Consider the following 25,796-nt stretch of genomic DNA (forward strand, 5'->3'; position numbering starts at 1 on the left):
CCGGCTGACCTTCGCCCTTTGCAGGGCATCCCCGATCGCCAGCAGAGCGACCGCAGCCACCGCCGCCCCGGGGAGAGCGGCGGCCGGCACTCCGGCACTGTTTCCACCCGGTGGCAGGCCAGGTGTGGCGCTATTTCTCCAGATCCTTCTCCGCCTTACCGACGTCTTTCTGAATCTTGCCGGTTATCTTTTCCCCCCTGCCTTGGTGTTCCATGGAGACATTACGGGTGGTCTTCCCGACCGTTTCTTTTGCTTGACCCTTCAGTTCCTGCAGTTTTCCTTTGCTCTGGTCTTTCGTGCTCGCTTTCATGGTGTACCTCCTGAGCGATACCTTTGTGCCGGAAGGTGCTGGCTGGTCGGTGACTGCGGTCGCTCTGCTGGCGATCGACGCGCCGGCAACTGTGAATCGCGCATAGGCAACATTAAACAACACCAATCAAACCCGACAAAGTGTATAGTGCCGACTTTTGCTGTCAAGAGGGAGCAAGGGGTGCAAAGGAGAGCGGCCGGCAGTGCCGGCTCTTTCCGGAAAGGAAAACGGGGGGAGGTTACTTCTTCTTTTTCTGTGGGACGGAGAATTTGGCGTGGTGCGGGTGACGGCACAGGAACTGATGCCCGAAGGCGAGCGCATGCTCACAGAAACGGTTCTTCACAAGGCAGATGGAGAAGCTATCAACGAGCGCATTGGTGCGGCAAGTCGTCGGGCATTCCTCCGAAGCTTCGGCATCGGCAGCCTGGCTTGCGTCCTTTTCCTTCTCTTGTTCCTGATCGGGCATGCTTCACTCCTGGCGCAGTGATGGCTAAGCCATAACAGAGCCAGTATTAAGTGAAGCGCCCGCACAAATAAATAGGTCAATAAGCAGTGACGTATACGAGGACTCACATCGTCACTTAAGCGATGTCAGCCCCTGCCTCACCGCGTACTTGGTGAGTTCCGCTATGCTGAAGAGGTCCAGCTTCTTCATGATGCTGTGCCGCTGGTTCTCCACCGTCTTTACGCTTACGCCGAAGGCGAAGGCGATCTCTTTCGCGTTGCTGCCGTTGGCGATCAGTTGCAGGATCTCCCTTTCACGCGCGGAGAGGTTCTCATAGGTGGCGGGCACCTCGTCCGGGATGCGCTGCAGGTACTCCTTGATGAGGAGGGTGGTCACCCTAGGTGGAAGGTAGGTTTCCCCGGCGGCGACGGCCCTAATCGCGCTCGCGAGCTCTGCGAAGGCCGCATCCTTGAGGACGTAGCCGTTTGCACCCGCCTTAAGGACCTCCACCACGAAACGGCGGTCGGACTCCATGGAGAGCGCCAGCACCTTCACCTCGGGGAACTCGGCCATGATGCTGCGCGTGGCGTCGATGCCGTTCACGTCCGGCATCGATATGTCCATCACGATGACGTCCGGGCGCTCCTTGCGCGTCAGGCTGATCGCCTCGGCGCCGGTCCCGGCTTCCGCGCTCACCATCATATCCTCTTCCTTGTCGATCAATGCGCGCAGCCCCTGCCGGACGATGGCATGGTCATCGGCGATCAAAATCTTCATCTTCATTTCTCTCCTCCTCTAAAAACCGTCAAGCGGCACCGTTACCGTGGCCAGGGTTCCGCCGGCAGCCTTGCCGACTATGGAAAAGGCCCCTCCCAGGTGTTCTATTTTCTGCCTTACGTTCAAAAGCCCGAAGCCGCCTTCCCTGGTCGCCCCTTTCGCGGCCGCGTCCCCATTCAGCCCGACGCCGTCGTCGTCCACCTGGACCACCAGGAAGTCGTTGGAGCGCAGGATTGCGACGCGGCACTGCATGGTGCCGGCATGCTTGGCGACGTTGAGCATCAGTTCCCTGACCGCCTGGAACACCGTCGAGCGGATCTCGTAGCGCAGGGTTTTCTCCTTGCCGTCGTCGCTGAATTCGACCTGCAGCCCGAAGTCGGCGTAGAGCTCCTCGCCCAGCCAGCGAAGCGCCGCCTCGAGCCCGGCGCTCGCAAGAAGCGGGGGCCGCAACTGGAAGGTGAGCGACCTGATGTCCTGCAGGGTCTGCTCGATGAGCCCACCGATCCCCTCGGCCTCGGTCTCGCACTCGCCGGTCGGCACGTTGCTCGCGAGGGCGTCCAGCTTGATCTTCGCCAGGATGAGCCGCTGCCCCACCTGGTCGTGCAGCTCGCTTGCGATGCGGTCGCGCTCCCGCTCCTCGGCCATGGCGAGATCGAGCGCCATATCCTGGAGTTTTTGCTGCTGCTTTAGGAGCTCGACCTCCACCTTCTTCCTGATCTTTATCTCTTGCAGCAGGTGCTTATTGGTGAGCTGCAGTTTCGCCGTGCGTTGCTGCACCTCTTCCTCGAGCTGCCGGCGCGCCCCGACCATCATCTCCTCGGCCGCCTTGCGTTCGGTGATGTCCAGCACCACACCCATGAGACCGGTCACCTCCCCTCCCGCGGAGAGAATCGGCTGGTAGTTCGCCAGCCAGTGGCGCGGCTGCTTTTGGGAGGCATCCGTCCTTCCATGCAACTCGACGTTACGGATGCACTCGCCCCCCTCGAGCACCGGCCGCCAGATCTCCTTGAGCTGGGAGGTGATCTCCGGCGGCAGGACCTCGTCGATGGTGCGCCCCACATGCTCGCAGATGCTCTTGCAGTTCATCTCGGCCAGGCGCTCGTTAAGGCGCAGGAACCTGAGGTCCCGGTCCACGACGAAAAGGCCGACCGGGGTGTGGGTGTAGACGTTGGCTAGTTCCTGCAACTGCATCCGGTAGCGCTGCTCGCTGTCGTGCAGCGCCTTGGTGTAATCCTGCACCTGCTGGGTCACGTTGTTGAAGACCCGGCTCATCTCGGCCAGTTCGTCGGTCCCCTCCGCGGGGATGCGGTGCTCCAGGTTCCCCGCGGCGACCTGGTCGGCGGCCTCCTTGACCGCTATCATGCGACGATGCAGCACGGTGTTCAGGTAGCCGGAGTTCACGATGGTCCCGAGCGCCATGAGGAACACCAGCACCAGAGTCAGGGTGATCATGCGCTGCGTCGCCTGCTCGAACCTCTCGCGGGCCGACTTCTGCAGACTCACCGCTTCCTGCTGCAGCGACGAGTCCTTGAGCATGATCTGGCTGTACAGACGGCCTGCAAACTCGTCGTGGTGCACGAAGGCAGGATCAACCCCGGAAAGCCCCCGCATCCGCTCAGCGAGGCGCCGCGATATGAGCTGCGATTCGGCGAGGTCGCGAGTCAACCGCTTCATCGCCTCACGCGACTCTTTGTCTCCGAACTCCCGATGCCCCATACCTACCAGGTGCGCGGTCTTCTCCGTGAGAGAGAACCACTGCAGCCTCGCCCGCTCTACACCGTACAGGAAGTATTCATCGCGCAAAGTGGCTCGCTGGAACACCAGCGCTTGGATACGGTCGGCGAGTGCGTGCTTCTCCCCGGCCAGGTGCAGCTCTCTGCTCGTCCACGCGAGCAGCGAGGCCACGATCAGCAACAGCGTGAGGGACAGGAACGCGCTTACTTTGAGCCTGCGGGCAAAGGTCACGGTCTGAGCACCTGTGGGTCGACGGCATTTGGCTTCACCGACAGCAATGGGCGCGGATCAATGACTTCCAGGAAGTTCGGCATCTGTACGTTCTTCGCCAAGCGGTGCTTCGCCGCCCAGCGGGTCTCCTCCTCAAGCGCCAGGATCAGGGCGTGGTCCAAGGCCACGGTGCATGAGCCCTCCCCCCACAACTCGGCAACCAGTGCCGGTGAAAGCTTAAGGTCCGCAAAGACGATGGCCTGGGCCTCCTGCGGGTGACGCACCGCGAACTCTTCGGCCCGGAGCAGAGCACGCAACATGCGCCGCATCGCCTCCTGGTTGCCGTTCACAAACGAGGAGTGACCTGCAATAACGAAAGTCTCGGTATAGATGTGAGGATCGTTCAGCTCCACCCCTTCAGTCCCCATCCTCTCGGCGATGATCTTGCCAGTGGGGTCCCAGGTGGAGACCGCGTCCACCCTCCCCGAAAGAATGGCCTCCTGCATCTGTTCCGGGGCCAAGTCAACCGGTGTCACCTCATCCATGGCCAGGTGATTGGCGGTCAGGAAAGAGGAGAGAAATATGTGGGAGGTGGTTCCCTGCGTGAAGGCGATGCGCTTGTTCTTCAGATCTCCTGGGGCGGAGATACCGCTTTTCCTGCGTGCGACGATGCCGTTTTTCTTGTTCGAGGTATAGATGCTGCCGATCACCGAGAGCTTCTGCCCACCGAGGACGGCGAACATGAGTGGCGTTTCGGCGACGGTGGCGAGATCGGCCTTACCATCCAGCACCGCCTGCAACGCCTCCTTGCCGTAGCCGCAGGGCAGCACCTGGACGGCAAGCCCCGCCTCCTTAAAGAACCCCTTGGCGGCGGCAAGCTGCACCAGCGAGCAGTCGTGCAAGTTGGCCCAGGCCAGACGCAAGGGAATGGGCGGGTGTGCCTCGGGTGGGCGCTGACCTTTGCAGCCCAAAACAAGCAGACACAGTATCAGTATCAGCGCGACTCTCAGTATCCACTCCTCGTGATCGGCGCATGCTCAGCAAGGCTGCAGGAAGGTTCCCCCCATTCTTTCACAGGAGGCGGCCGAAAGTGTCTGCACGGTCTCTACAACGTCAAAGACCGGCAAACTACCGGTGAATAATATGACGAGTAGCTAACAAAGTGCAATTAATTTTAGCACTCCCTGCATCAAATACAGCATATTGAGTAAAATAGCGTCGCTGAACGAAAAAAGGGCAGGCCAAAGCCTGCCCTTTCTTTGGTGTTTGCCGCTATCAAAGCATATTTTCATAAACTTTGACAGTCGGCCGTCACTTTGTCGTTTTGGAAGCCTTCCCCCCCTTGACGTACTTCGCGAAACGCGCCGGCAGCTTGGCAAGCGACGCGCGGTCCGGATACTTCTTAAGACCTGCGGCAACCCGCGCCATGCGCTCGTCGAGCGGCGGGTGGGTCGAGAACCAGGAACCGTTCTTCGCCGCGGTCGCCTCCTGGCGCTTGAGCTTTTCGAGCACGGTCATCATGGCGGAAGGATCGTAGCCGGTACGGTAGGTGGTCTCCAGGGCAGCCTGGTCCGCCTCGAACTCCATACCCTGGTCGAGCCCCTTGTCGAAGAGGGTCGACTGCATGTCGCCGATCATCGACTCGAACTGCTGCCCCTTGCTCCCCTTCATGGTCGCCGCGGTGATCGCCGCCGCCCCCTGCAGGAACTGGGCGCGCCTGGTGCTCTTCAGGGCGTGCTTCTCCGCCACGTGCCCGACCTCGTGGGCGAGGACCGCCGCGAGTTCCGCCTCGTTGTCCAGGAGGTTCAAAAGCCCCCGGCTGATGAAGACGATGCCGCCGGGTGCGGCGAAGGCGTTTTGCACCGGGTTGTCCAGCACCACGAAGCGGTACGGGATCGTGGAGCGGCGGCTGTTGCGCGCCACGGCGTTGCCGACCAGGTTCACGTACTTCTGCAGCGCCTCGTTGTTCACCGGCTTGCCAAAGCGCTGCATGCTGTCGAGGGCGAGGCTCTCGCCGACGGTGCACTCGGTCTGGTAAGTCATCTCCTGCGACGAGGAGAGCACCTGGGTCGCACCGGAGAGGATCTTCCCCTCCTTGGACTCGGGGTTCATCAGGTTGTTCAGCTTGTCCTGCCATCCGGCGTGGGCCGGCACCGCGGCGAGGCAGGAGAGAGCCGCAAGGGAAACGATCAGTCTTTTCATGGGCATCCTCCTTTAGCGGGCGTACTCGCCGATTTTTCCTTCCTTGAGGAAGGCTTTGACATCTTTGTCGGAAACCTTGCGGGCGAGGATCCGGTCCAGCTCCTTCTTGAGCCCTTCCGGCGTGCCGTGCTGTTTCGCGTACGCGGCAGTCTCCGGGGAAAGGCCGCGGATGCTGCGGGCGCTGTCCGCCTTCGCGGTGTTTATCTGGCTTTGCTGCATGGTGCCGCCGAGAAGTCCGTCGCCGCCACCCACCTCGGCGACCGGCGCCGCGTCGGCGACCCGCCCCGCGTAGACCCACCCTTCCTTGCCGTCGGCGGTCTGCACCTTGAGCCAGCGCCCCCCGTCCTCGACCAGCGTGAGTTCGGCCCCCACCGGCAGGTCCGCCAGGTTCGCAGCACTTACCGACTGCTCGCTCTTCAACGTGGTCCCTTCGCTCACCACCCAGCGCTTTTCGGCGCCGAACGCCGTGGCCGCCGCCAAAAGGAGCAGGGCGGCGAAAACCGTTTTTTTCATGGTCACCTCCGTTATGGCCGGAATGGCTCCGGCGCTTCGTTATTTGTAGTCTCCGGTCAGTACGAACGCCCCCCAGTAGCCGGGGTGCGGGTAGCGCTTTCTCACGTGCTGCATGGCGAGGCCGAGCGCCTGCGCCTTGTCGGTGCCGGCGTAGTCCCGGTAGAACTGCTTCATCAGGATGGCGCTCGAGACGTCGGATACGCGCCACAGGCTCGAGACGAGGGCGTGGGTCCCGGCGAAGATGAAGGCGCGGTTCATGCCGATCACGTCGTCGCCGCTTTTCACGTCGCCAAGTCCGGTCTGGCAGGCGGAGAGGACCACGAGATCCGCCTTGATGTCGAGCCCGAACACCTCCTCGGCCTGCAGCCTGCCGTCGTTTCCGGCGTCCTTTGCGAGCCTGATCGAGGAGAAGAGCGGGTTCACCGGGTCGAACTCGCCGTGCGAGGCGAGATGAATGATACCGAACCGCGAGATATTCTCACGCACCCAGCTCTCGGTGGCGCGCTCGCGGGTCAGCGTGGTCACGTCCGCGTAGTTCCAGCGCAGCGTCCCCGCCTCCTTTTCGGCGAAGGGGAGGTCGAGCGAGGCGTTGCCGAGGTCGGGGTTGCCGATGGCCAAGATGCGCAGGTTCTTCGCGGCCTGGCGCCGGGCCAGGGTGTGGCGGTACACCGAGGCGGCCGGGAGGTGGAAGAGGTTGTGCCGGTCCACCAGGTAATCGCGCCCGTCGTAGAGGGTCGCGAAGGAGAGGTAGTGGAGGCTGCCGTGCGGCACGATCCCCACCGTGTTCCCCTGCGCGACGCCGGACAAGGGGGCGGAGAGGAGCAACCGGTAGAGCTCCCGGGAGTTATCCTCCAAGGGCTCCAGGTTCTGCAGCATGCGCCGGTAGGTGGCGATCTTCCCGGAAAGCTCGGCGGCCGGGACCGGGAGTACGAAGAGGCGGCTTCCCTCCCGCTCCAGGCGCCAGCACAAGAGCCGATCCGGTAGCTGGTAGTAGGAGAGCAGTGTCACGCCGGGCTCCAAAAGCGAGCGAACCTCCGGCACGGTGACCGGCGCCACCTTGACGAGCGACAACAGTTCCGGGCGGCGCCGTTCGATATCGATCAGAAGGTCCTGGTAGGAGCCGCGCAGCCGCTCGAGCGCCGCCTGGTACATGGAGCGCTCCGCGGGATTGCCCGCCTGCTGCGCCAACTGCTCCTGTTCGCCGATCTGCTCGCGCAGCCGGTTCTGACGCTCGTACAGATCGCGGTCGGCGCCGCCGGCAAGCGAGAGGCGCTGACGCCCCAGGATGTCGATCAGGTTCCTGGCGCGTGAGCGCTCGGCGACGGCGAAGGCCTCGTCGTCACGCCCCATTTCCACCAAAAGACCGACGAGCCCCTGGTAAACGTCCATCTTGTCGGCGAGGAAGCCGTCTTTCAGCTGGTCCAGTTTGATCTCGGCACGCAGCTCCTCGATGGTTGCGAGCGCGTCGCGGTAGGAGGAGACGGCCCCCTCCCGGTCCCCGGCACCCTCCTTGAGGCGCGCGAGCCCCAGAAGGGCGCGCCAGCGCACCTCGCGCAGCAGCATGAAATCGGCGAGCTCGAGCGCCTTCTTATAGCTGCTGCCCGCCTCTCCCTTCATGCCGCTCTTGGCACGGGCGTCCCCCAGGGAGAGGTGGATCTTCGCCTGGTTCACCCGGTCCCCGGTGCCGTCGGCAAGCGTCGCCGCCTCGTCGAGGAGCTTCAGCGCCCCGGCGGGGTCCCCCATCCTGAGGCGGGTCTGCCCGAGGTTTCTGAGGTCATAGGCGATGGCCCAGCGCGAGCCCAGGGCGCGGTCGATGGCGAGCGCCTCGCCCAGGCTCTCGAGCGCCCCCTGGTAGTCACCGGACTCGCGCCGCACGAGGCCCATGTTGTTCAGCGTGGTCGCCCTCTCGTCCCGGCGCGCCTCCAGCTTCCCGGAAAGTTCCAGCGCCTGTTTGAGTTCCACAAGGGCGCGTTTTGAATCCCCCAGGGTCCACCAGATGAGGCCGCCGGTGTTCTTCGCCATCACCTCTTCCAGAGGCCAGTTTTCCCTTTGCGCGGCCCGCTCCACCTTTTCGCGCAGATCGAAGGCCTCCTGGTAGCGCCCCTGGAACCAGGCGTTGTTCCCCTGCTCCAGGACGATCCTCATCCGGGTCTTGAGCGCGGCGTCCCCGATCCTGTCGAGCGCCTCGCGGTAGAGGAGGTCCGCCTCGGTGAAGTTCCCGAGCAGGCGCCGGCAGCGCCCACGTTCCAGGATGGTCTCGGCCTCGAGCGCCCGGTTGCCGTTTTTCGCGTAGATCTCCTGCGCCTTCGCGTAGTAGCGCTCGGCGGCGGCGAACTCGTTCAGGCGCAGGTCGAGGATGCGCCCGAGGTTCCGGTACTGGTCGGCCAGGTTCAGTTCGTCCTTCAACTGGGCGTTCAGCCCCGCGGACTGCTCGAAAAGCGAGCGTGCCGCCGGGTAGTCCACCGCGTTCTCCATCACGGCGCCGAAGTCGGAGAGCGCCGCGGCCTGCTCCTTCGCCAGGCCCAGGTCCGCGAAGATGGAGACCCCCTCCTTGAGCGAGGCGGCCGCCTCGGAGAAACGCTCCAGGCGTCCCTGCAGAAGCCCCAGCCTGAAAAGCGCGTCGGCGTGCTCGGCCGAGTAAGGCTTTTCCTTCGCCAGGCGTTTGACGAGGAGATCGGCGTGGATGACGGCGCGCTCGGTGAGCCCGGCGCCAAAGGCGCTCTCCCGCGCATGGCGGTGCAGGGGAGCGCGCTGTTTGGCAAGTTCCGGAGTCGCGTCCGCCACGACGAGCGCGTTGTCGAATAGCGCCAGGGCCTGCGCGTAGCGCCCCTCGTTGTGCGCCGTCACCGCGCGCTTCACCACGTCGCCAAACTGCTTCTTTGCGAGCTGCGCGCTCTCGGCGGCGTTGCCCCCCCAGTCGCCGATCAGGAGCCAGCCCGGGGGAAGCTCGCGCCTAGCCTGGGCGAGCGAGGCGTCCGCGTAGCTTTTCGCGAAGGGGCTGAGATCGGTGCCGCTCCCATCGGAAAGAAGCAGGCTCGGCACCCCGGCGAGCGAGGCGAGCTGTCCCAGGTAATAGGCCTCCCCCCTCCCGCCGCGCGGGGCCACGACGAGCGAGACCGACTCGCCCCGCGCGAGTGCCAAGAGGTCTCGGCGCGCCCCGGTGGCGTCCTCGAAGAGGGGCTCGAGCCCCCCTCCCCCGCCGGGACGGGCGGGTACCGTCGGGAGGAGTCCGGCGGCGCCGGGTAGGGTCAGGGTGTGGGCGTCAGGCAGGCGCTCCGGCAACGCGTCGGGGGAAAGTTTCGCAAAGGGGGGCAGCGACGGCCACACGCCGGCCGGGTCGAGCACCTGCGTCCTGAGCGGCCTGCGCCCTTCGACGCTCTGCAGAAGCTGGCTCGCGCTCACCCCCCAGGTGAGGACGCGGGCGTCGGCGAAGGCGCCGGGCTCTTCGTAGATGGCGACGAGCGCGGGATCGTTCAGTCGCGAGGCGACGGCGGCGCGCGTCATCGTCTCGGCGCGGACACCCTCCTTGCCACCCAGGGTGAAGAGGAGGAAGCGGTCGCCGGGAAGCGCCACCAGGCGGAGTACGCTCCGTCCCGGGAGACGTTCCAGGAGGTCGATCGCCTCGGCAGGCTGCGGCGTGAGCGCCCGGCAAAGACGCGGCGCCTTTCCTGAGGCGCACCCCTTGCGGAAGGAGGCAAGGCGGGACCGGAAACCCTCTTCCTTCTCGCCCCCCGGAAGGGCCGCCGACGACGCGGCGAGGCGCAGCACCCCGGGACCGGCCGCGGCGTAGTACGGGGGAAGGAGCCCCAGGTCCTTGCCGAGCAAGCTGTCCAGAACCGCCTGTTCCTGCTCGCCGCGCAGCTTGAGATACGCGGGGTCGGCCGGCGCCGGGCCGGAAAGCTCGGCGCGGACCCGGTCCAGCTCTAAAAGATGCGGCGCCGCCTTTTGAAGGAGGGCGAGCACGGCGGGGTCGTCCATGCCGAGGAGGCTTTTCCCGAGGATCTGGACACGCTCCAGTTCGGAGAGGCGCTCCACGAGGGCGAAACCTTGCTCCGGGTCCTTCGCGGTCAACGCCTCGATGCGGGGGGCGAAGCGCTCGGTGAGTTCGCCAAGATGCAGGTCGTATTGCGTGGGGGGGAGCCGGTCGAGGAGCTTCAGCGCCTCGTCGAAGTCGCCAAGTCCGGCGAGCGCGCGCCAGGCCATGGCGCCGTTACCGGCGGCGCGCGCCTCGGCGAGCGCGTCGCGGTAGCCGGTTGCCGCCGCGTCCGGGAGGCCGAGCGAGGCGAGCGCCGCAGCACGGTTCAGCCGCGCCGCGAGAAGCAGGCCCCCTCCCCTTGCGGGAGGGGGGGACGATGCGTCCGCCGTCTCAACGCATTTCTGCGCCGTCGGGGGCATCAGGTCCCCTCCCCCGGAGGGGGAGGGACAGGGAGGGGGAAGAGGCGCTGGGGGGAGGAGCGTCCGCAGCACGCGGTCCCACATCCCGATGGCGCGGTAGACGAGGGCCTGACGGCTGCCGTCGTCGGGACGGCCGGAGGCGAGACGGGCCAGTATGGCGCCGGCGTCGTTGCCGTAACGGGCCAGCGCATCGGCGGGAAGGGCGCCGCGGTAGGAGTCGGCAAGGGCCGAGACGCGAGCCTGCTCCGCAAGGAACCCGGCCACCGTCTCCGGCGCGGCGTCGGCCGGGATGAGCATCCCCCAGTTCACCAGGTTCAGCATGGCGCCGACGGCATTGCCGCTTCGAAGCGCGATCTCGGTCCCCTTCCGGAACCCTTCCGCCGCCTTGGCGCGGTCGCCGCGCGCGTAGTCGAGCTGCGCGGCACGGTGGCTCAGGAGGCCTACGCCGAAGAGGTCCCCCTCGGCGAGCTTGTCCGTCTGCGCCGGATAGCGATCCAAGAGCCCCTTGAAGAGTTGCGCCGCAGTCCGGTTGTCACCAAGCTCGGAGGCGATGCGCGCGAGATAGCTCTGCGCGAGACGCCGCTCCTGCTCCGTGGAAAATCCGAAGGCAGCCTCGGTGGCGTCCCCCTTGTTCAGGGCGACGTCGGCGCCTATCTTGATCAGCCCGCCGCCTCGCTTCGGCGCCCCCTTCTTCGCGGAGGGGTAGCGTTCCAGAAGCGTCAGCACCTCTTTGAAGCCGTCCCGGGCCAGCTCGAGGAGCCTGCGTCGGTCGCCGCCCGAGGCGCTCTCGGACTGGCGGTAGAGGGCGATGCTCGCCGAACGGCGGTTCGCGGCGAGGTTCCCCGTCCTCCCCAGGTCTCGGTTCAGGCGGTACGCAACGTCGAAACGCTCCGCCGACTCCTTGAAGCGCTCCGCGTCGAAGAGGGCAAGCCCGAGCCGGTCGCTCAGCTTGGCCTGCGTATCCACAAGACGCGGCACTGCGTCGAGCTCCCGTTCCACGGCGGCCGCCATGGCGGTCAGTTCCAGGACGTACTTCTCCCCCTGCGGGGTACCGGCACCGGCAGCGGCGACCAGCTCCTTTTCACGCGAGAGAAGCTTTTTCAGCGCCGCCTCGAACCTCCCCCACGCGGGGGAAGGTGGTGGTTCCACGCGCTCCGCGCCGATAACTTCCAGCTCCGCGTTGATCTCGCGCTGCCGGGCGAGCAAACGCTCCAACTCCGGCGAGAGCTTCTCACCGGCGAAGAGGCGTTCGTTCGTCCGGCGCGTCAGGCGGCCGAACTGCTCGAGCGCCCGCGCCGGGTCGAGCCGGGACTGGGCGAGGGAAAGGGCACGGCCGTACCCTTCGATGGCGGCATCCTTCTCCCCCACCTGGAACGCGGCCGCTGCGTAGCGCTCGTGGAAGAGAAGCTCGGTCTCCGGGTTGTCGAAGGGGACCTTGGAGGCGAGACGCTGGCGGTAGAAGCTCCACGCCGTCGCGTTGCGGCCGAGCAAAAAGGCGACGTTGCCGATGTTCAAGGAGAGGTTGGCGGCGTTCTCCGGGTTCACCTCGGGACGGTTCAAAAGCTTCGCCCTGCGGTAGAGGTTGAGTCCCCGCTCGAGCCCCCCCGCCTCGCCGTGCACCGTCTCGAGCACCTCGGCTATGTAGCCGCGGGTCTGGAAGGGGTACTCGGAGCCGGGGAGGCGCTCGGCGGAGCGCGCGATGAGGCGGTCCCCCTCCTTCAGCGAATCCTTGCCGGGAAGATAGGTGAGGCAGAGCCCGGCGGCGTAGAGGAGCACCGGATCGTCCGGGTACTTCTTCAGCATCTCGCGGTAGAGCGCCAGGAGCTCCGGGGCCTGTCCCTGGGCGGCGACCGACTTCACGTAACCTCTATGCGCCTCGAGGCTGCGCCCCTCGTAGCGGATGAGATCGAGGAAGGCGGCGCGGGCCGCGGCGATCTCGCCCAGGCGGTACAGGCTCTCCCCGGCGGCGAGGCTTTTCCTGATGTAGGCGGCACGGGCCAACTGGTAGAGCGGCGCGTCCTCTGGGTGCAGCGCCATCTCCTTCTCGTAGAGGGCGGTCGCCTCGCCGAAGCGCTCCTCGCGGTACAGGATCTCGGCGAGCGCGAAACGGGCCGCCGCCGTCGGCGTCGCAAGCGGCGGGAACTGCTCCAGCACGGTGCGGTAGGCGTCCTTCGCGCGCACCCAGTCGCCGCCGCGGTAGGCTAAGTCGCCGCTGCGGTTCCAGGCACCCATGGCGAGGCGCGGCAGGGTGGTGCGGTACTGCTCGGCAAGCGCGGCCAGACGCTCGCGCGGCTCGCTCGATCCCGCGGTCAACTGGTCCAGGATGCCGGCGATGGCCGCCTCGGCCCAGCGCTCCTGCCGGTCGTAACGCTTCGCCACCTCGACCAGCGCGCTAACCGCCCCCTCGCCCCCTTCGATCCCAGAGAGGAGACGGGCGCGGCGGTAGGCGGCTTCTCCCCTTAACGCCTCGTCCACGGCGGGGTCGGCGACGGCCTTTTCCAGGAGTGCTATGGCGGCCAACTGGTCCTGCGCGCCGGAGCCGTAGTCGGCCTGCAGGCGGGCGGAGTCGATGAGCGCCCGCGCCTGGGCGTCGCGCCCCTTGTTCACGGCCGCGGCGGTCATCTCCCGCTGCGCCTCGGCGATCACCTCGCGGCGCCGTCCGGCCACGACGACCTCATCGCAGCGCAGGGCGGCCCGCAGCCGCACCCCTGCCACCTGCGCGAGCGCGGCCTCGGCCGGGAACGCGGCGTAGCGCCGCGCCGCCTCCTGGTAGCGCTCCAGGGCGCCCGGATGATCCTTCGCCTCTTCCATAAGTCCGGCAAGCGCGAGCGAGGCGAGCGCCCCCTCGCGGGAAGCCTTGTCCTCCCGCGCCAGGACGCGCAGGAGGGCGAGCCTTGCCGTTGCCGGATCGGCGGGCTGGCGCTCGAGGATCAGGCGCGCGAGTTCCCATTGACCTGCAAGGTCGGGCCGGTCCGGGATCTCGCCGGAAAGGGGAAGCGACACCACCTGCCCCCCGGCCGCCCCCCCGGCCACGAAAAGCACCCCGTCCTGTGCGGGAAGCGGCGCAACGGTGGAGAGAAGCCCCGAGGTGAGGGGGAACGCGGCGGGGAGACTCCCCTCGCCGGCGCGCTTCAGTTGCAGCCGGAAGACGGCGCCCCCTTCCGGCCCGGTGGCGGAGTCCCCGGCGGGAGGGGCGAAGCGGGTGAAGAGGATGGTGTCGTCGTCCTGCCAGGCCGGGTAGAGGTCGCGCTCCCCCCCGGCGGTGAGCGGCGTGAGACGCCCGGCTTGCAGATCCCAGAGCCAGAGGTCGCCGCCGGGGTCGTTTTCGCGCGAGACGAAGGCAAGGCGGCCGCCGTCCGGCGAGGGGACCGCGAAGGCGGCGTCGATGCCGATGGGGAGGGGCTCGCCCCTGCCGGAGGCAAGGTCGAGGCGGACGATCTCGCGGCGCCCGGAGCCTGGGAGTTCGCGCTGGTAGAAGAGGACGTTCCCGTCCCTGGCGAAGGAGGGGGCGTCTTCGCCGGCGTCGTTGCCGGTCAGGCGCACCGGTTCCGCGTCCGGGCGCGTCAGGTCCAGAAGCCAGATGTCCCCCTTCAGGTCGTCGCGCTCGTCGGTGAAGGCGAGTTTGGTCGCACCGGCATCGAAGGCGGGGGCGGCGAGGCGCACCGGGCTCTTGCGCAAAAGGCGCGGCAGCTTTTCCGTGGCGCCGGTCGGGTGGAGCCAAAGCTCGTACCCCGCGTCCCCCTTTTCCACCGTCGCCATCGACTTGCCGTCCGGGGAGCGCACCGCGTAGAGCACCGACTGCGGCGTGTAGAGTGCGGCGGCAGGCGCCGTCTCCGGGCGCGAACGCGGAGCCGGGCGCGGTGCTGCGGGGGCCAGGAGCTCCTCACCGAGCGGCACCGCTTCCGCGACGCCGGCGGCAAGGAGCGAGGCCATGGCCAGGAAGAGGGCCGTTTTTCTTGCCGACGCCTTCATCGGACGCCCCACGCCCCGTCGTCCTGCTGCACCCTGGTCCCCGGTGCGCTGTTCTGACGGTTGATCCGGGCGAAGACCTTGCGGATCGCCGGGAGGTCCCCGGCGGTGAAGTTTTCGTTGGTGCGCACCACCCGGGTCATCAGCAGTTCGCGGGAGCGGTTCACCTCGCCGATCACCTGGCGGAACTCACCCTCGCTGTAGCGCGCCGCGAAGGCCTCCAGGTCGGCGGGGGTCTTTTCCGGAACCTCGCGTGCGAAAGGGGTCAGCGTCCCATCCAGGTTCTCCCCGACCCAACCGAGCCGTTTCAGGGTGTCCACGTCGTCGGCGTGGAAGGCGATGGTTTCCAGGGCCTGTGCCGCCTCCTGCTGTTCCGGTGAGTGTTTAGGGGGCGTTTCCACCTTCCCGGTCGGCGACACCCCGCGTACCGAGGCGACGAGGAGCACGTCCTCGGAGAGGGCGTTATAGGTGCCGAGCACCTGGTTCTCCAGCGAAGTCCGTTCGCTCACCACGTTCACGTCGACCTTCGCCAGGGTGCAGCCGGAGACGAGAAGAAGGGCGAGGGCAATGGACAATTGACGATGGACAATTGACAACGAAAGGCGCGGCGAACGCAGGCTGCCGCCCCCCTCACTCCGTGGCAACGCCCTCACCCGCCCTTCGGGCCCCCTCTCCCGGAGGGCGAGGGGGACAAACGGAAGTCTGTTGCTAAAAGGACCCGCCGATGGTTTTAACGTAGAACGTAGAACGCAGAACGTAGAACGTGTTTCATTCCACATGTTTTCTCCTTTTGAGGGACAGCTTCCCCTTTTCGTCGACGACAAGGGTGTCGGAGCGGACCAGGTCCAGGAGCAGTTGGGAACTCCTTATCGCCTGCATCAGGCTCTTCAGCTCGTTGTCTATCGGAAGCTCGGAAAGACGCAGACGGTCGATCCTCGGAATGGCGACATCCATACCCTTAACCGCAAGCTCCCCTTCGCAGTCAAGCGCGCCGTCCACGGCGCTCACGCGCAGCCCCTTCAGATCGGCCATCTTGAGCGCCTTTCTTTGCGCCACGATCTTCTCGTTTCTCTGGTACGGATCGACCGCGAAAAGGGCACGGTCCAGCACCCGCGAGCTGAAGCGGCGCAGGTTCAGGTTCATGCGCATCCCTTCCAGAAGCGCGCGCTTCTCGGTGGCAAGCGGCGCGGAAAGGCTCAGCTCGCCGGTAAGCTCTCCCTCGCCTCCGGGACGAAGCGACCCGGCGGCCGGAAAGAGAAGCACCGGATCGAGGCGCGAGAAATTGCAGTAGGTGGAGAGCACCGGGGTTGCCCCGGTGAGGTCGATCATGCCCCGGGCGCGCACCGTCCCCCCGGCGAACTCGGCCTGGAAGAAGGAGAGACCGAGCGATTCGGGCTCCAGGAGGAGGTCGGCGTCCAGGGCGCTCGCGGCAAGCGGCAGGGCGCCGGACCTGAAGGAGGCGCTGCGGACGCCGATCTTACGCGGACCGCCGCTTTCACCGCGCAGGTCCTGGTAGATCCGGTTCGCGAGATCGGAGTTCGCCACGGTGAACGGGGCAACCGGAGCGGGACGCACGAGCGCAGTCGAGAGCGGCTCCCACGTCTCCCCCTTTCCTTGCGCCAGCGCGTAGGTCCGGTCGAGCACGAGGTCGGCACGCATGCCGTCCGCCCCCACCCCCTTGCCGTCGGCAACGCCCAGGTCGCGGCACTTGCCGTAGCCGCGCACCTTGAGCTCCTTCGCCGCCGTCAGATCGACGCGCGCGCCGGCGGCGACGCTGCCGGCAAGGCGCCACCCCGCGATGACCTGCTTCGCCTCGGGGGGGAAGTTCCCCTCCAGGTGGGCGAACATGGTGGCGTCGAGGCGCTTCAAGAGGGTCGCCGTGTCGAGCTTCAGCTCGCGCTCATCCATGAGCGTGTCGAGGCGCCCGACGGTGAGCTCGGCTATCTGGGAAAGGCCCAGCGACGCCACGGTCAGCTCCTCGGTGAGGCGGAGCTCCTTCCAACCGGAAAGCTCCCCCTGCAGCTTGAGCGCACCGGATTGCAAAGGGAGCGTCGCCGCCTTGCCGGTGAGCCCCTCGAGTGCTGCGAAGCGCGCCCCGCCATCGATGGTTAGGGGAAGGTCGGCGCGCGGCACGGAAAAGCGCAGTTGCGGCGCCGTATTCACCCCCTTGATCCGGTAGCCTCCCTGGGCGGCAGGAAGCTTCAGGTCCATATCGCTCAGCTTGACGGTCAGTTCGCCGCGCTCCAGCAGGAGGACGCCACCCTTTGCCTTGCGGAGCGGGTTCGTCTCCGCGGGAGCCTGCGCGAGCGGCAGCGGCAGGGCCAGGTCCCACGAGGCGGAGGCGAGCCCGGCCGCGTCGAAGCCGGCGGGAAGGAAGGGGGCGGCAACCGGCATGAGGCGGCGCAGGTCGATGCGCGCCTCCCCCCTGGTCGCCGCGAGCTGCCTTCCCTCTCCGGTGAGCGCCCCTTTTGCGGTGAGGGTGAGCGCGTCGGACGCGGTCAGGGTGAAATTCGCCTGCGCCACGGTCGGGCTCCCCTTCCCCTTGGCCGGCAGATGCACCCCTTCCGCGGCAAGCCGCGCGGCAAAGGGGCGAAGCGTCACAACCCGCTCCCCCTGGTGCGCCTGCAGCGACGCGGCCTCGAGGTTTAAAATCGGAAGCGCCGCGTCCACGGTGCCGCCGGAAAGAACGCGTCCCTTAAGCGAAACCTCCTCGCGCAGCTTCTCGAACGCCAGATCCTCCCCAACGGCCAGGCGTTCGATGCCCAGGCTCTGGGTGGCGTCCGCGACTGCCCGCTTTCCCTTCAAGTCGATGCCGGAGAGGTTCAGGGCCACCCGCCCCCGCACACCCTGCGCACGCAGAGGCTTCTTCCCCGCCGCCTCGAGCGTTGCGGCCGACAGGGACAGTTCGGCGGTGGCCCGCACCGGCGTCATCTTTTTAAGCGGCAGAACGGCCCGGTCGAGGGAAAGTGCGATGTTCTCCCCCTGCACCGCGCCGGCGGGGCGCTTTAGGGAAAGCCGCGGCAGGGCCAGGGCCAGTCCGGATACCGCCACCTCGCCGTCGTTCTCCGGTCCCCTAAGGCGCGCGGTGAGCCTCGCAAGGGTCGCACTCCCGGTCACCTCCTTGAGCGGCAATCCCTTCGAGAGGAAGGGAGCGGCAAGCGCGGCGGCGCGGGAAAGCTCCAGGCGCACTCCGGAAAGCTCTGCGGAGACGGCGCGGGACTTTTCGGTGGGACGGTCGACTACGGCGTTCCAGGACGCGGTGATGAGTCCCGGGCTCGCAAGGCTCCCCTCGCTGAAGGTCACCTGCTGCCTCTTGTGATCACTCGTAAGCTTCTGGCGCAAGCGAAGGTCGAGGGGCGCCACCTTCCCCCTCTTCCCGGGGAGTTTGCTTACGGACAGGCGCTCGCCGTCGAGCGCGAGCGCCAGGCGGAGGTCCCCCGCCTGATCGGTCTCCCCATCTAGGGCCACCTGGAGAGCGCCTCCAAGCTCCGGCAGAGGCTTCTTCACCAGAGGCGTCGCCAGTTTCATCACCTCGGCAAGGGAGAGGTGCAGCCTGGCCTTCAGCCCCTCGGGTCGCGTTACACCGCCTTTCATGTCGAAATCGGCGCCGGGAAGACCGGCCTCAACCCCGAAGAGCGCCGCGGACGGCTTGATGCGATGCGCCGCGGTCACGAGATCGGCGACCCGCGCCTTGAGGCGAACCGGCTGGGCTTTGCCGCCGTCGACGGAGACCGCTCCGGTGAGCGACGCCGTGACCGGCAGCGTGGAAAGCGACGGGACCGCGAGCCCGAAGGCGAAGTTATTCATGAGGAGCTGGCGCTTGGACTCCGGATCGGCGTAACGCAGCGTCATCGGGGCCGCGTCGACCATCGCCCGCACCTCGACCGGGAGCGGCCACTCCATGGTGTGGAACTTCTGCACCCCTTCCGCGATCCGCGTGAGCGGGTCCGCCGGCTTCTCCTGAGGCTTGGGCGGCCCCGGGGCGAGGTCGGCATCGAGCCTGGCAAGCTTCACATCCAGGCTCACGCGCCAGCGCCCGGAACTCTTCTCGCGGGAAAGGCCGGGAACGATCTTCAGCTCTTTGAGTGAGGCATGCAGCAGCGGGGGCGGCCCTTCCCCCAGGGTGAGGCCGGAGACGGCGATACCGCGGGACCAGGACGCGGTGAGGTCATCCCAGGAAACGGGGCGCTTGAGGCCCTTGGAGATGCCGAGTCTCAGCAGGGATTGCACCGGCGACGTGGAGATGAGGGTCGGCAGGGACACCACGAGCAGCACCATGAGGAGGAGTCCGGAGAGCGCCAGTGCACTCCCTACGAGGAGTACGCGTCTGAGGCGGATGGTGCGGATGTAGGCGAGGAGACGAGGGCGCATCGGTCAGGGTCCCGGGAGGTCCAGCGGAAGTTGCGAGGCAATTTCTCTTATCATCTCCCACTTTTAAAGTCAAACGGCGCGCTCACCGCAGGAGCCTGTGGCAGATGCCGCAGAGCTGGTCGCCGACCCGAATCAGGTGGGGCGCGGGTTGCGTCAGATCATGGCAGGAGAGACAGGTGATCTTGCCGTCCTCGAGGATGCACCCCGCGGCGAGGATCTCGGCTGCCGGCGCGTAGTCCAGCTCTTTGCCCGGCGGGGGGTAACGGTGCATCAGGGAATGGTCGTTTGTGTAGAGGCAGTGGTCGTCGAGACAGATGGCTACCGGATGCGTCGCCCCTTCAGAGTGGCAGGCGATGCACTCCTGCATGGTGAGGATGCCGCTGGCACTGGTCTGGTGGTCGAGGTTCGCCTCCCCCACGCGCAAGAAGAGGAAGACACCCAAAGCAACAGCAAGCGTCGCTGCCAGCCACACATGAATCTTTCCTGATTCAAGCATGAGGCCTCCAGGTCATGGAAGTCTTCAACTCAATCAGCGGCTCCGATTCACTGTCTGCCGCTTTGCTAATTTGGGGCGATAAAAGTCTAGCACGGCAACTATGACAGACAACGGGGGGGCGATTATATTCGCTTCATTGGTTAGAGACACAGCACAGACCAGCACCGGAACATTGAGAATATGATGCAATCGACGGAGTGCCGGAATGAACGCGCCCCTCCCCACGGAGGGGGTGGTTGGGAGGCGGGAAGTAGGATCGAGCCGCTGCACGCCCCCTCCCTAACCCTCCCTCTCCGGAGGAGGGGATGCCCCGACGGGACGTATACGCGCCTGCAACATCGCGGGCGGTATACGTTTTAGACAGCCCCCCACCTTTTACGCTACCATCGAACCGTCTTCGGCAGCCCCAGCTGCGGCCGCGGTGGGACACCCTCCCCCGCGCCGGGTACACCACGCGCCGAAAACGGGAGATCGATGGGCACCATCAGTTGCGAAACCATTTCCGGGATCCGTCTTTTCAACGGCCTCGCCCCGGGCGACCTCCGGCAGGTGGCCGGGCGCCTCGAGCTGCGCCGGTTCGCCGCCGACGAGGTCATCCTCGCGAGGAACGAGCCGGCGATGGAGCTCTACGTGATCCTCTCGGGGCGCATCCGGGTGGAGCTTTTGGACCGCTCCGGGCAGATCCTGAACCTCACCGAACTCGGCATCGGCAACGTGATCGGCGAACGCGCCATCCTGACCGACGAGAAGCGCTCCGCCGACGTGCGCGCCATCACCGAGGTGCAGGCGGCACGGCTCACCCGGCAGGACTTCGAGGAACTCCTCGAACGGATGCCGCTTCTCTACGCCAACATGAGCCGCATCCTCGCGGCACAGCTCGGGAGCTGGGCGCACCGCCACCAGCGCGAGGAGAGCGAACACCGCGAGGTGATCACCAACATCATCGGCTGGCAGCTCCTTCCGGAATTCGGTGAGTTCCCCGGCATCTCCCCCTGGGTCCGCCTCTTGAACAAGCGCCTCGAGCACCTGGCCGGCACGAGGAGCCACGTCCTCATCCTCGGCGAGCCCGGCACCTGGAAGGACCTGGCCGCCCGCCTGATCCACTTCCACAGCGACGACAACCGCCCCGTCCTATTCCTCGACTGCGCCGCGCCCCCGCCGGTTCTGGGCGAGGAGTGCGCGGCGAGCGAATCGGCGGCGCAGAGCTCGCTGCTTTTGGGTCTCGCCCAGGAGGCGGCGCTCTTCGGACACGCCCCGGAGGGAGCGGTGTACGCGCGCCGGGTGCGGCGCGGCATGATCGAGCTCGCCGCCGGCGGCGACATGATCCTCAGAAACATCGACTGCCTCACCCCCGCGGTGCAGGAAGAACTGGTCGAATTCATGGAGAGCGGCCACTTCACGCGCCGCGGCGAGACGAAGCTTAGAAGCACCCAGGTGCGCATCATCGCGACCAGCGGCAAGCCGCTCGCCCCTATGGTCGACAGCGGCAAGTTCAACGCGGTCCTCTTCAAGAAACTCTCCGGCGAAACGGTGGAGTTGGCCCCCTTAAGGGAGCGCAAGAAGGACATCCCGGTCATCGCACGGAGCCTTTTGAAGTCACTGAACGCGAAGCACCACAAAAGCGTGCGCCGCCTCTCCCAGGACGCCCTGAACCGCCTGGTGGACCACGACTGGCCCCTGAACGCGAGCGAGCTGTACCAGGTCGTCTCGCGCGCCGTGGTGGTGTGCAACGACGACGAGATCCACCCGGAGCACATCTCCCTGCAGGGGCACCCCTTCGGGGACGGCCACTTCGACCTCCTCACCCTCCCGGCGGTGGAGAGGCTCGCGCGCAACCCGCGTTTCCCGCGCCTTTTGCGCTACGTCACCGTGCCGCTCTTTCTGACGGTGACGCTCTACACCCTCTTCGGGCCCTCTCTCAACAACGCGGCGAACCTCGCCGCCTGGACCATAGGGTGGCCGGCACTTCTCGTCACCGCGTTTCTCTTCGCACGCGGCTGGTGCAGCTTCTGCCCCATGGAGGCGATCGGCGAGTACTTGGGCGTGTCGAGCCGGGTGGTGCGCGACCCCGCCCCCTGGCTGCGCCGCTGGGGCCCCACCCTCTCCTTCGTGGCGCTCGTTTTGATCCTCCTGGCGGAGCAGGCGACCGGGATGTTCACCTACGCCGGGGCGACCGGACTTTTGCTTTTCGGGATACTTTCCGCCACGGTGAGCGCCGACCTCGTCATCGGGCGCCGCGGCTGGTGCAAGTTCCTCTGTCCGCTCGGGCGCATCGTGAGCCTCGTCTCGCGCATCTCTCCGCTTGAGATGCACAGTAACCACAACGTCTGCCTGAGCCGCTGCCGGGTGGACGACTGCATCAAGGAAAAGGGTTGCCCCATGGGGCTCCATCCTTCCGGGGTCGACAGCTCTGACCACTGCGTCCTCTGCCTGAACTGCGTGAGGAGCTGCCCGCACCACTCCATGCAGTTGGACCTCAGAAACCCGACCTGGGGAGGGTTCAACCGCGCCCGGCGCGGCCTGCGCGAGGCCTTTTTCAGCACGACCCTGGTCGGCGTGGTCATCGCCGCCAAGGGGACGCCGCTCGTCGCCGGCCGCCACATCGAGATCTTCTCGCGCACTTTATGGAGCGTCACCGATTACCTGGTCGCCCTCGCCATCGTGGCGGGCTTCACCCTCTTGACCCTCCTCGCCTCGGCGACGGTGCGCGGGACCGGGTGGCGCCAGGTCTTCACCACGAGCGGTCTCGCCTACCTCCCGCTCGCCGCGGCCGGGCTCTTCCTCATCTTCTTCCGCGCCCTGGTCGAGGGGGGTGCCACGCTCGTCCCGCTCATGATCGACGCCTTCGGCCTCGGCGGCCGGCTCGACGCTGCGCGGCTCACCCCCGAGTTCGGCACGCTGCGCCTTCTCATCTACCCGCTCATCGTGCTCGCGGCGCTCTTCTCGCTCAGGATCCTCGGCAAGCTGCAGCGGCAGGACGGTCTCCCCGTCGGCGCGCTCGCCGGTCACCGTTTCCTGATCGTCGCCGCAGCGACGGTTTTCGTGGCGATCCTCTAGCCGATCGCACGCCAGTCCCCCTCCCCGACGATAACGGGTTGACAATTTTCCCGACAGGGTATAAACAGACAGAGTTCCTCGTTAAGATGAGGCGTTTGCACAAACACAGGCTACTGCCCGGAAACGTCGAAAGACGCCAATGGGTAGACCAGGTATTGCCGGATTAAGGCTCTACTTAAGGTAGCTGGTCCCTCGCGACCTACGTTGTGCACTGCCGAAAACCGACGAGTGGGGAACCGTGAGGCACATCCAGGCCCGGGTTCTCCCGTGGCCTTTTTTCGTTTCTACACATCGCACAGAAAGGTGGTGGTTTTTCACATTGGACAGTCATAGTAGCGAATATCCGTTACCCATCCCGTTCCCGCGGCGATAACCCCCTTCAAAGCCTTCCTCCTTCCCTGCCCGCTTTGATCCGGTTCCGCCCCCAGGAACGGGACTCGATAAGCAGCGGGGAGTCTTCCACACGAACTCCCTCTTGATGCAAGCACCGACCGGCTTACGCAGGGCGCTCTACGCCCGTGGCGCATCCGGCGTCGTATTGCGGTCACGCGCACCGTCTTAGCACCGGTCCGTCCGGCTGCGGATGTGGTACGCTTTGCCCGCACGCAAGGTTGCCGTACAGGAGAAGGCAGGATGTTCATCGTTTCCAATATACAGGTAGGGCGTTCGACAAAGCAGACGCCCGCCCAGCGCCAGCAGGCGCACAAATCGGCGTCGCAGGGGGAAAGCGAGCGCCGCCTGGTGGAGCTTTGCTCCATCTCGGTGCGCGACGCGCTGAAAGAGCTCGACACGAAGGCGAAGGAGGGGCTCTCCGCCGAGGAGGCCGAAAAACGCCTCGACGAGTTCGGCGCCAACGAGCTCGCCCACGCGAGACGCCTCACCGTGCTCGCCGACCTCTTCGAGCGCTGCAAGAGCCCGCTCGTAATCCAGCTCCTCGTCATCGCCGTCATCTCCGGCATCGTCGGCGAGACCAAGTCGGCCCTCATCGTGAGCGCCATGATCATCCTGAGCGTCGGTCTCTCCTTCATCCTGGACCGCCGCTCCGGCCAGGCGGTAGAGGCGCTCGGCAAGAGGGTCCAGTCGCGCACCCTGGTGCTGCGCGACGGCGAGGAGACCGAGATCCGCATAAGCGACGTGGTCCCGGGCGACATCGTGCTCCTCATGGCGGGCTCCATCATCCCCGCCGACGTGCGCCTTCTCTCCGCCAAGGACTTCTTCGTGAGCCAGTCCGCGCTCACCGGCGAATCGATGCCGGTCGAAAAGAGCGCCATGGTCGACAAGGAGCACGAGGCCGGACTCTCCGCCTGGGAACTCCCGAACGCCTGCTACTTGGGCTCCAGCGTGAACAGCGGCTCGGCGCGCGCCGTCGTCGTAAACACCGGGGTGAGGACCCTCTTCGGCTCCATCTCCGCGTCGCTTGCCGAAAAGCCGGAGGAGACGAGCTTCGACAAGGGGACCCGCTCCTTCACCTGGCTCATGATCCGCTTCATGCTGGTGATGACCGCCGCCGTCTTCATGATCGTCGGCATGACCAAGGGGAACTGGGTCGATGCGCTGCTCTTCGGCCTCTCCATCGCCGTCGGCCTCACCCCCGAGATGCTCCCGATGATCGTCACGGTGAACCTCGCCAAGGGTGCGCTCACCATGGCGGCCAAGAAGGTGATCATCAAGCGGCTCCCCTCGATCCAGAATTTCGGCGCCATCGACATCCTCTGCACCGACAAGACCGGGACGCTCACCCAGGACAAGGTCGTCCTCGAGAAGTACGTCGACCTGACCGGCCGCACCAGCGAGGACGTCCTCACCTACGCCTACCTGAACAGCCACTACCAGACGGGCCTAAGAAACCTGATCGACCGCGCCATCCTCGACCACACCGAGATGAACGTCCAGCTCTGCCGCCTGGTGGACGAGCTCCCCTTCGACTTCCAGCGCCGCCGCATGTCGGTCGTCGTCGACTTCGAGGGTGACCACGTGCTCATCTGCAAAGGGGCGGTGGAGGAGATCTACGAGTGCTGCAGCCACTACCAGATCGGCGAGGAGGTCTACCCCCTCTTTGACATGATCCGGGACAACCTCTTCGAGGAGGTGGAGCGTCACAACCGCGACGGTTTCCGCGTCCTCGCCATCGCCTACCGCGAATTCCCGCGCGAGAAGACCCAGTTCGAGGTGAAGGACGAGTCCCAGATGATCCTCCTGGGGTTCATCGCCTTCTTCGATCCCCCCAAGGCGCAGGCAAGCGAGGCGCTCGCGCTTCTGCAGGAGGCGGGCGTGCGCGTGAAGGTGCTTACCGGCGACAACGGGCTCGTGACCAAGAAGGTCTGCAGCAACGTGGGACTGAAGGCCGAGGGTATGCTGACCGGTGCGGAGCTTGCGCGCCTTGACGACGATGAGTTCGCGCGGGTGGTCCAGGAGGTGGACGTCTTCGTGAAGCTCTCCCCGGCCCAGAAGGAGCAGATCGTGCGCAGCCTGCGCGACAACGGGCACGTGGTCGGCTTCCTGGGGGACGGCATCAACGACGCCCCGGCGCTCAAAGCCGCCGACGTCGGCATCTCGGTCGACTCCGGGGTCGATGTCGCCAAGGAAACCGCGGACATCGTGCTCCTCGAGAAGAGCCTTCTCGTCCTCGAAGAGGGGATCATGGAGGGGCGCCGCGTCTTCGCGAACATCATCAAGTACATCCGGATGGGGGCCTCCTCCAACTTCGGCAACATGTTCTCGGTGATGGGGGCGAGCTACCTGCTCCCCTTCCTCCCGATGCAGCCGGTGCAGATCCTCGCCAACAACCTCCTATACGACTTCTCGCAGACCGGGATCCCGACCGACCGGGTGGACGAGGAACTGGTGGCGAAGCCGCTCAAGTGGAACATCGGCAACATAAAGCGCTTCATGTTCTGCATCGGTCCCATAAGCTCGCTCTTCGACTACGCGACCTTCGCGCTCATGTGGTACGTCTTCGGCTGCGCGGCCTACAACGCCCCCGGCGTCACCGCGCTGCAGCAGGACGGGCTCGCGCGGCTCTTCCAGACCGGCTGGTTCGTCGAGTCGCTGCTCACCCAGACCCTCGTGGTGCACATCATAAGGACCAGGCGCGTGCCGTTCTTCGGCAGCTCGGCCTCGCTCCCGATGACCCTGACGACGCTCGCCATCATGGGGCTCGGCGCCTGGCTCCCCTACTCCCCCTTCGCGGGCGCCTTAAACCTCGTGCCGCTGCCGCCGGTGTACTGGGTCTATATCGTCGCGTTCCTTCTGACCTATTCCATCCTGACCCACTTCGTGAAGACCTGGTTCTTCAAACGCTTTGGAGGTGACTGATC

General features: G+C 66.2%; 13 protein-coding genes and 1 riboswitch. Of the genes, 2 read left to right on the top strand and 11 right to left on the bottom strand.

What is annotated here, in order from left to right; genetic code table 11:
• Positions 1-130: 130 nt before the first annotated feature.
• The 11 genes from D6Z24_RS14885 to D6Z24_RS14935 all read right to left on the bottom strand — a co-directional run bounded on the left by D6Z24_RS14885 (position 131) and on the right by D6Z24_RS14935 (position 19,422).
• On the bottom strand, positions 131-310 hold the full coding sequence (locus D6Z24_RS14885) for a CsbD family protein (protein WP_129127382.1): 180 nt from the start codon (positions 308-310) through the stop codon (positions 131-133).
• 238 nt (positions 311-548) lie between these two features.
• A complete protein-coding gene (locus tag D6Z24_RS14890; protein ID WP_129127383.1) occupies positions 549-776 on the bottom strand; it encodes a hypothetical protein in 228 nt (75 codons plus the stop codon).
• A gap of 111 nt (positions 777-887) precedes the next feature.
• The gene (locus D6Z24_RS14895; RefSeq protein WP_129127384.1) at positions 888-1,538 is read right to left on the bottom strand and encodes a response regulator transcription factor; all 651 of its coding nucleotides are present in this window, start codon (positions 1,536-1,538) and stop codon (positions 888-890) included.
• Between the two features lie 12 nt (positions 1,539-1,550).
• Positions 1,551-3,497 carry a sensor histidine kinase gene (locus D6Z24_RS14900; protein ID WP_129127385.1) on the bottom strand — a complete coding sequence of 649 codons (1,947 nt, stop codon included), beginning with the start codon at positions 3,495-3,497 and terminating at the stop codon, positions 1,551-1,553.
• The gene (locus D6Z24_RS14905; RefSeq protein WP_281275035.1) at positions 3,494-4,447 is read right to left on the bottom strand and encodes an ABC transporter substrate-binding protein; all 954 of its coding nucleotides are present in this window, start codon (positions 4,445-4,447) and stop codon (positions 3,494-3,496) included. Before D6Z24_RS14905 ends, D6Z24_RS14900 begins: the two co-directional genes overlap by 4 nt.
• A 340-nt stretch (positions 4,448-4,787) precedes the next feature.
• Positions 4,788-5,678, bottom strand: coding sequence for a M48 family metalloprotease (locus D6Z24_RS14910; protein ID WP_129127387.1), 891 nt, complete (start codon positions 5,676-5,678; stop codon positions 4,788-4,790).
• 12 nt (positions 5,679-5,690) lie between these two features.
• Entirely contained in the window at positions 5,691-6,191 is a 501-nt protein-coding gene (locus D6Z24_RS14915) for an SH3 domain-containing protein (RefSeq protein WP_129127388.1), read from the bottom strand.
• Between the two features lie 39 nt (positions 6,192-6,230).
• A complete protein-coding gene (locus tag D6Z24_RS14920; RefSeq protein WP_129127389.1) occupies positions 6,231-14,558 on the bottom strand; it encodes a CHAT domain-containing protein in 8,328 nt (2,775 codons plus the stop codon).
• A complete protein-coding gene (locus tag D6Z24_RS14925; RefSeq protein ID WP_246014680.1) occupies positions 14,555-15,130 on the bottom strand; it encodes a DUF1318 domain-containing protein in 576 nt (191 codons plus the stop codon). Before D6Z24_RS14925 ends, D6Z24_RS14920 begins: the two co-directional genes overlap by 4 nt.
• A gap of 193 nt (positions 15,131-15,323) precedes the next feature.
• Positions 15,324-18,926: a translocation/assembly module TamB domain-containing protein gene (locus D6Z24_RS14930; RefSeq protein WP_129127391.1), complete on the bottom strand. Its 3,603-nt coding sequence runs from the start codon at positions 18,924-18,926 to the stop codon at positions 15,324-15,326.
• Between the two features lie 82 nt (positions 18,927-19,008).
• Complete coding sequence (locus D6Z24_RS14935; protein ID WP_129127392.1) at positions 19,009-19,422, bottom strand: hypothetical protein; 414 nt, start codon at positions 19,420-19,422, stop codon at positions 19,009-19,011.
• A 474-nt stretch (positions 19,423-19,896) separates the two neighbouring features.
• On the opposite strand from D6Z24_RS14935, the gene D6Z24_RS14940 reads away from it, so the two are divergent.
• Positions 19,897-22,479 (top strand): sigma 54-interacting transcriptional regulator, encoded by a 2,583-nt coding sequence (locus D6Z24_RS14940; RefSeq protein WP_129127393.1) that lies wholly within the window; start codon positions 19,897-19,899, stop codon positions 22,477-22,479.
• Positions 22,480-22,549: 70 nt separating this feature from the next.
• A riboswitch (M-box (ykoK) riboswitch) is annotated at positions 22,550-22,719 on the top strand.
• 393 nt (positions 22,720-23,112) lie between these two features.
• Positions 23,113-25,794: a magnesium-translocating P-type ATPase gene (gene mgtA, locus D6Z24_RS14945; protein ID WP_129127394.1), complete on the top strand. Its 2,682-nt coding sequence runs from the start codon at positions 23,113-23,115 to the stop codon at positions 25,792-25,794.
• The last annotated feature ends 2 nt before the right edge of the window (positions 25,795-25,796 follow it).

Source organism: Geomonas oryzae (genome assembly GCF_004117875.1).
Taxonomy (GTDB): Bacteria; Desulfobacterota; Desulfuromonadia; order Geobacterales; family Geobacteraceae; genus Geomonas; species Geomonas oryzae.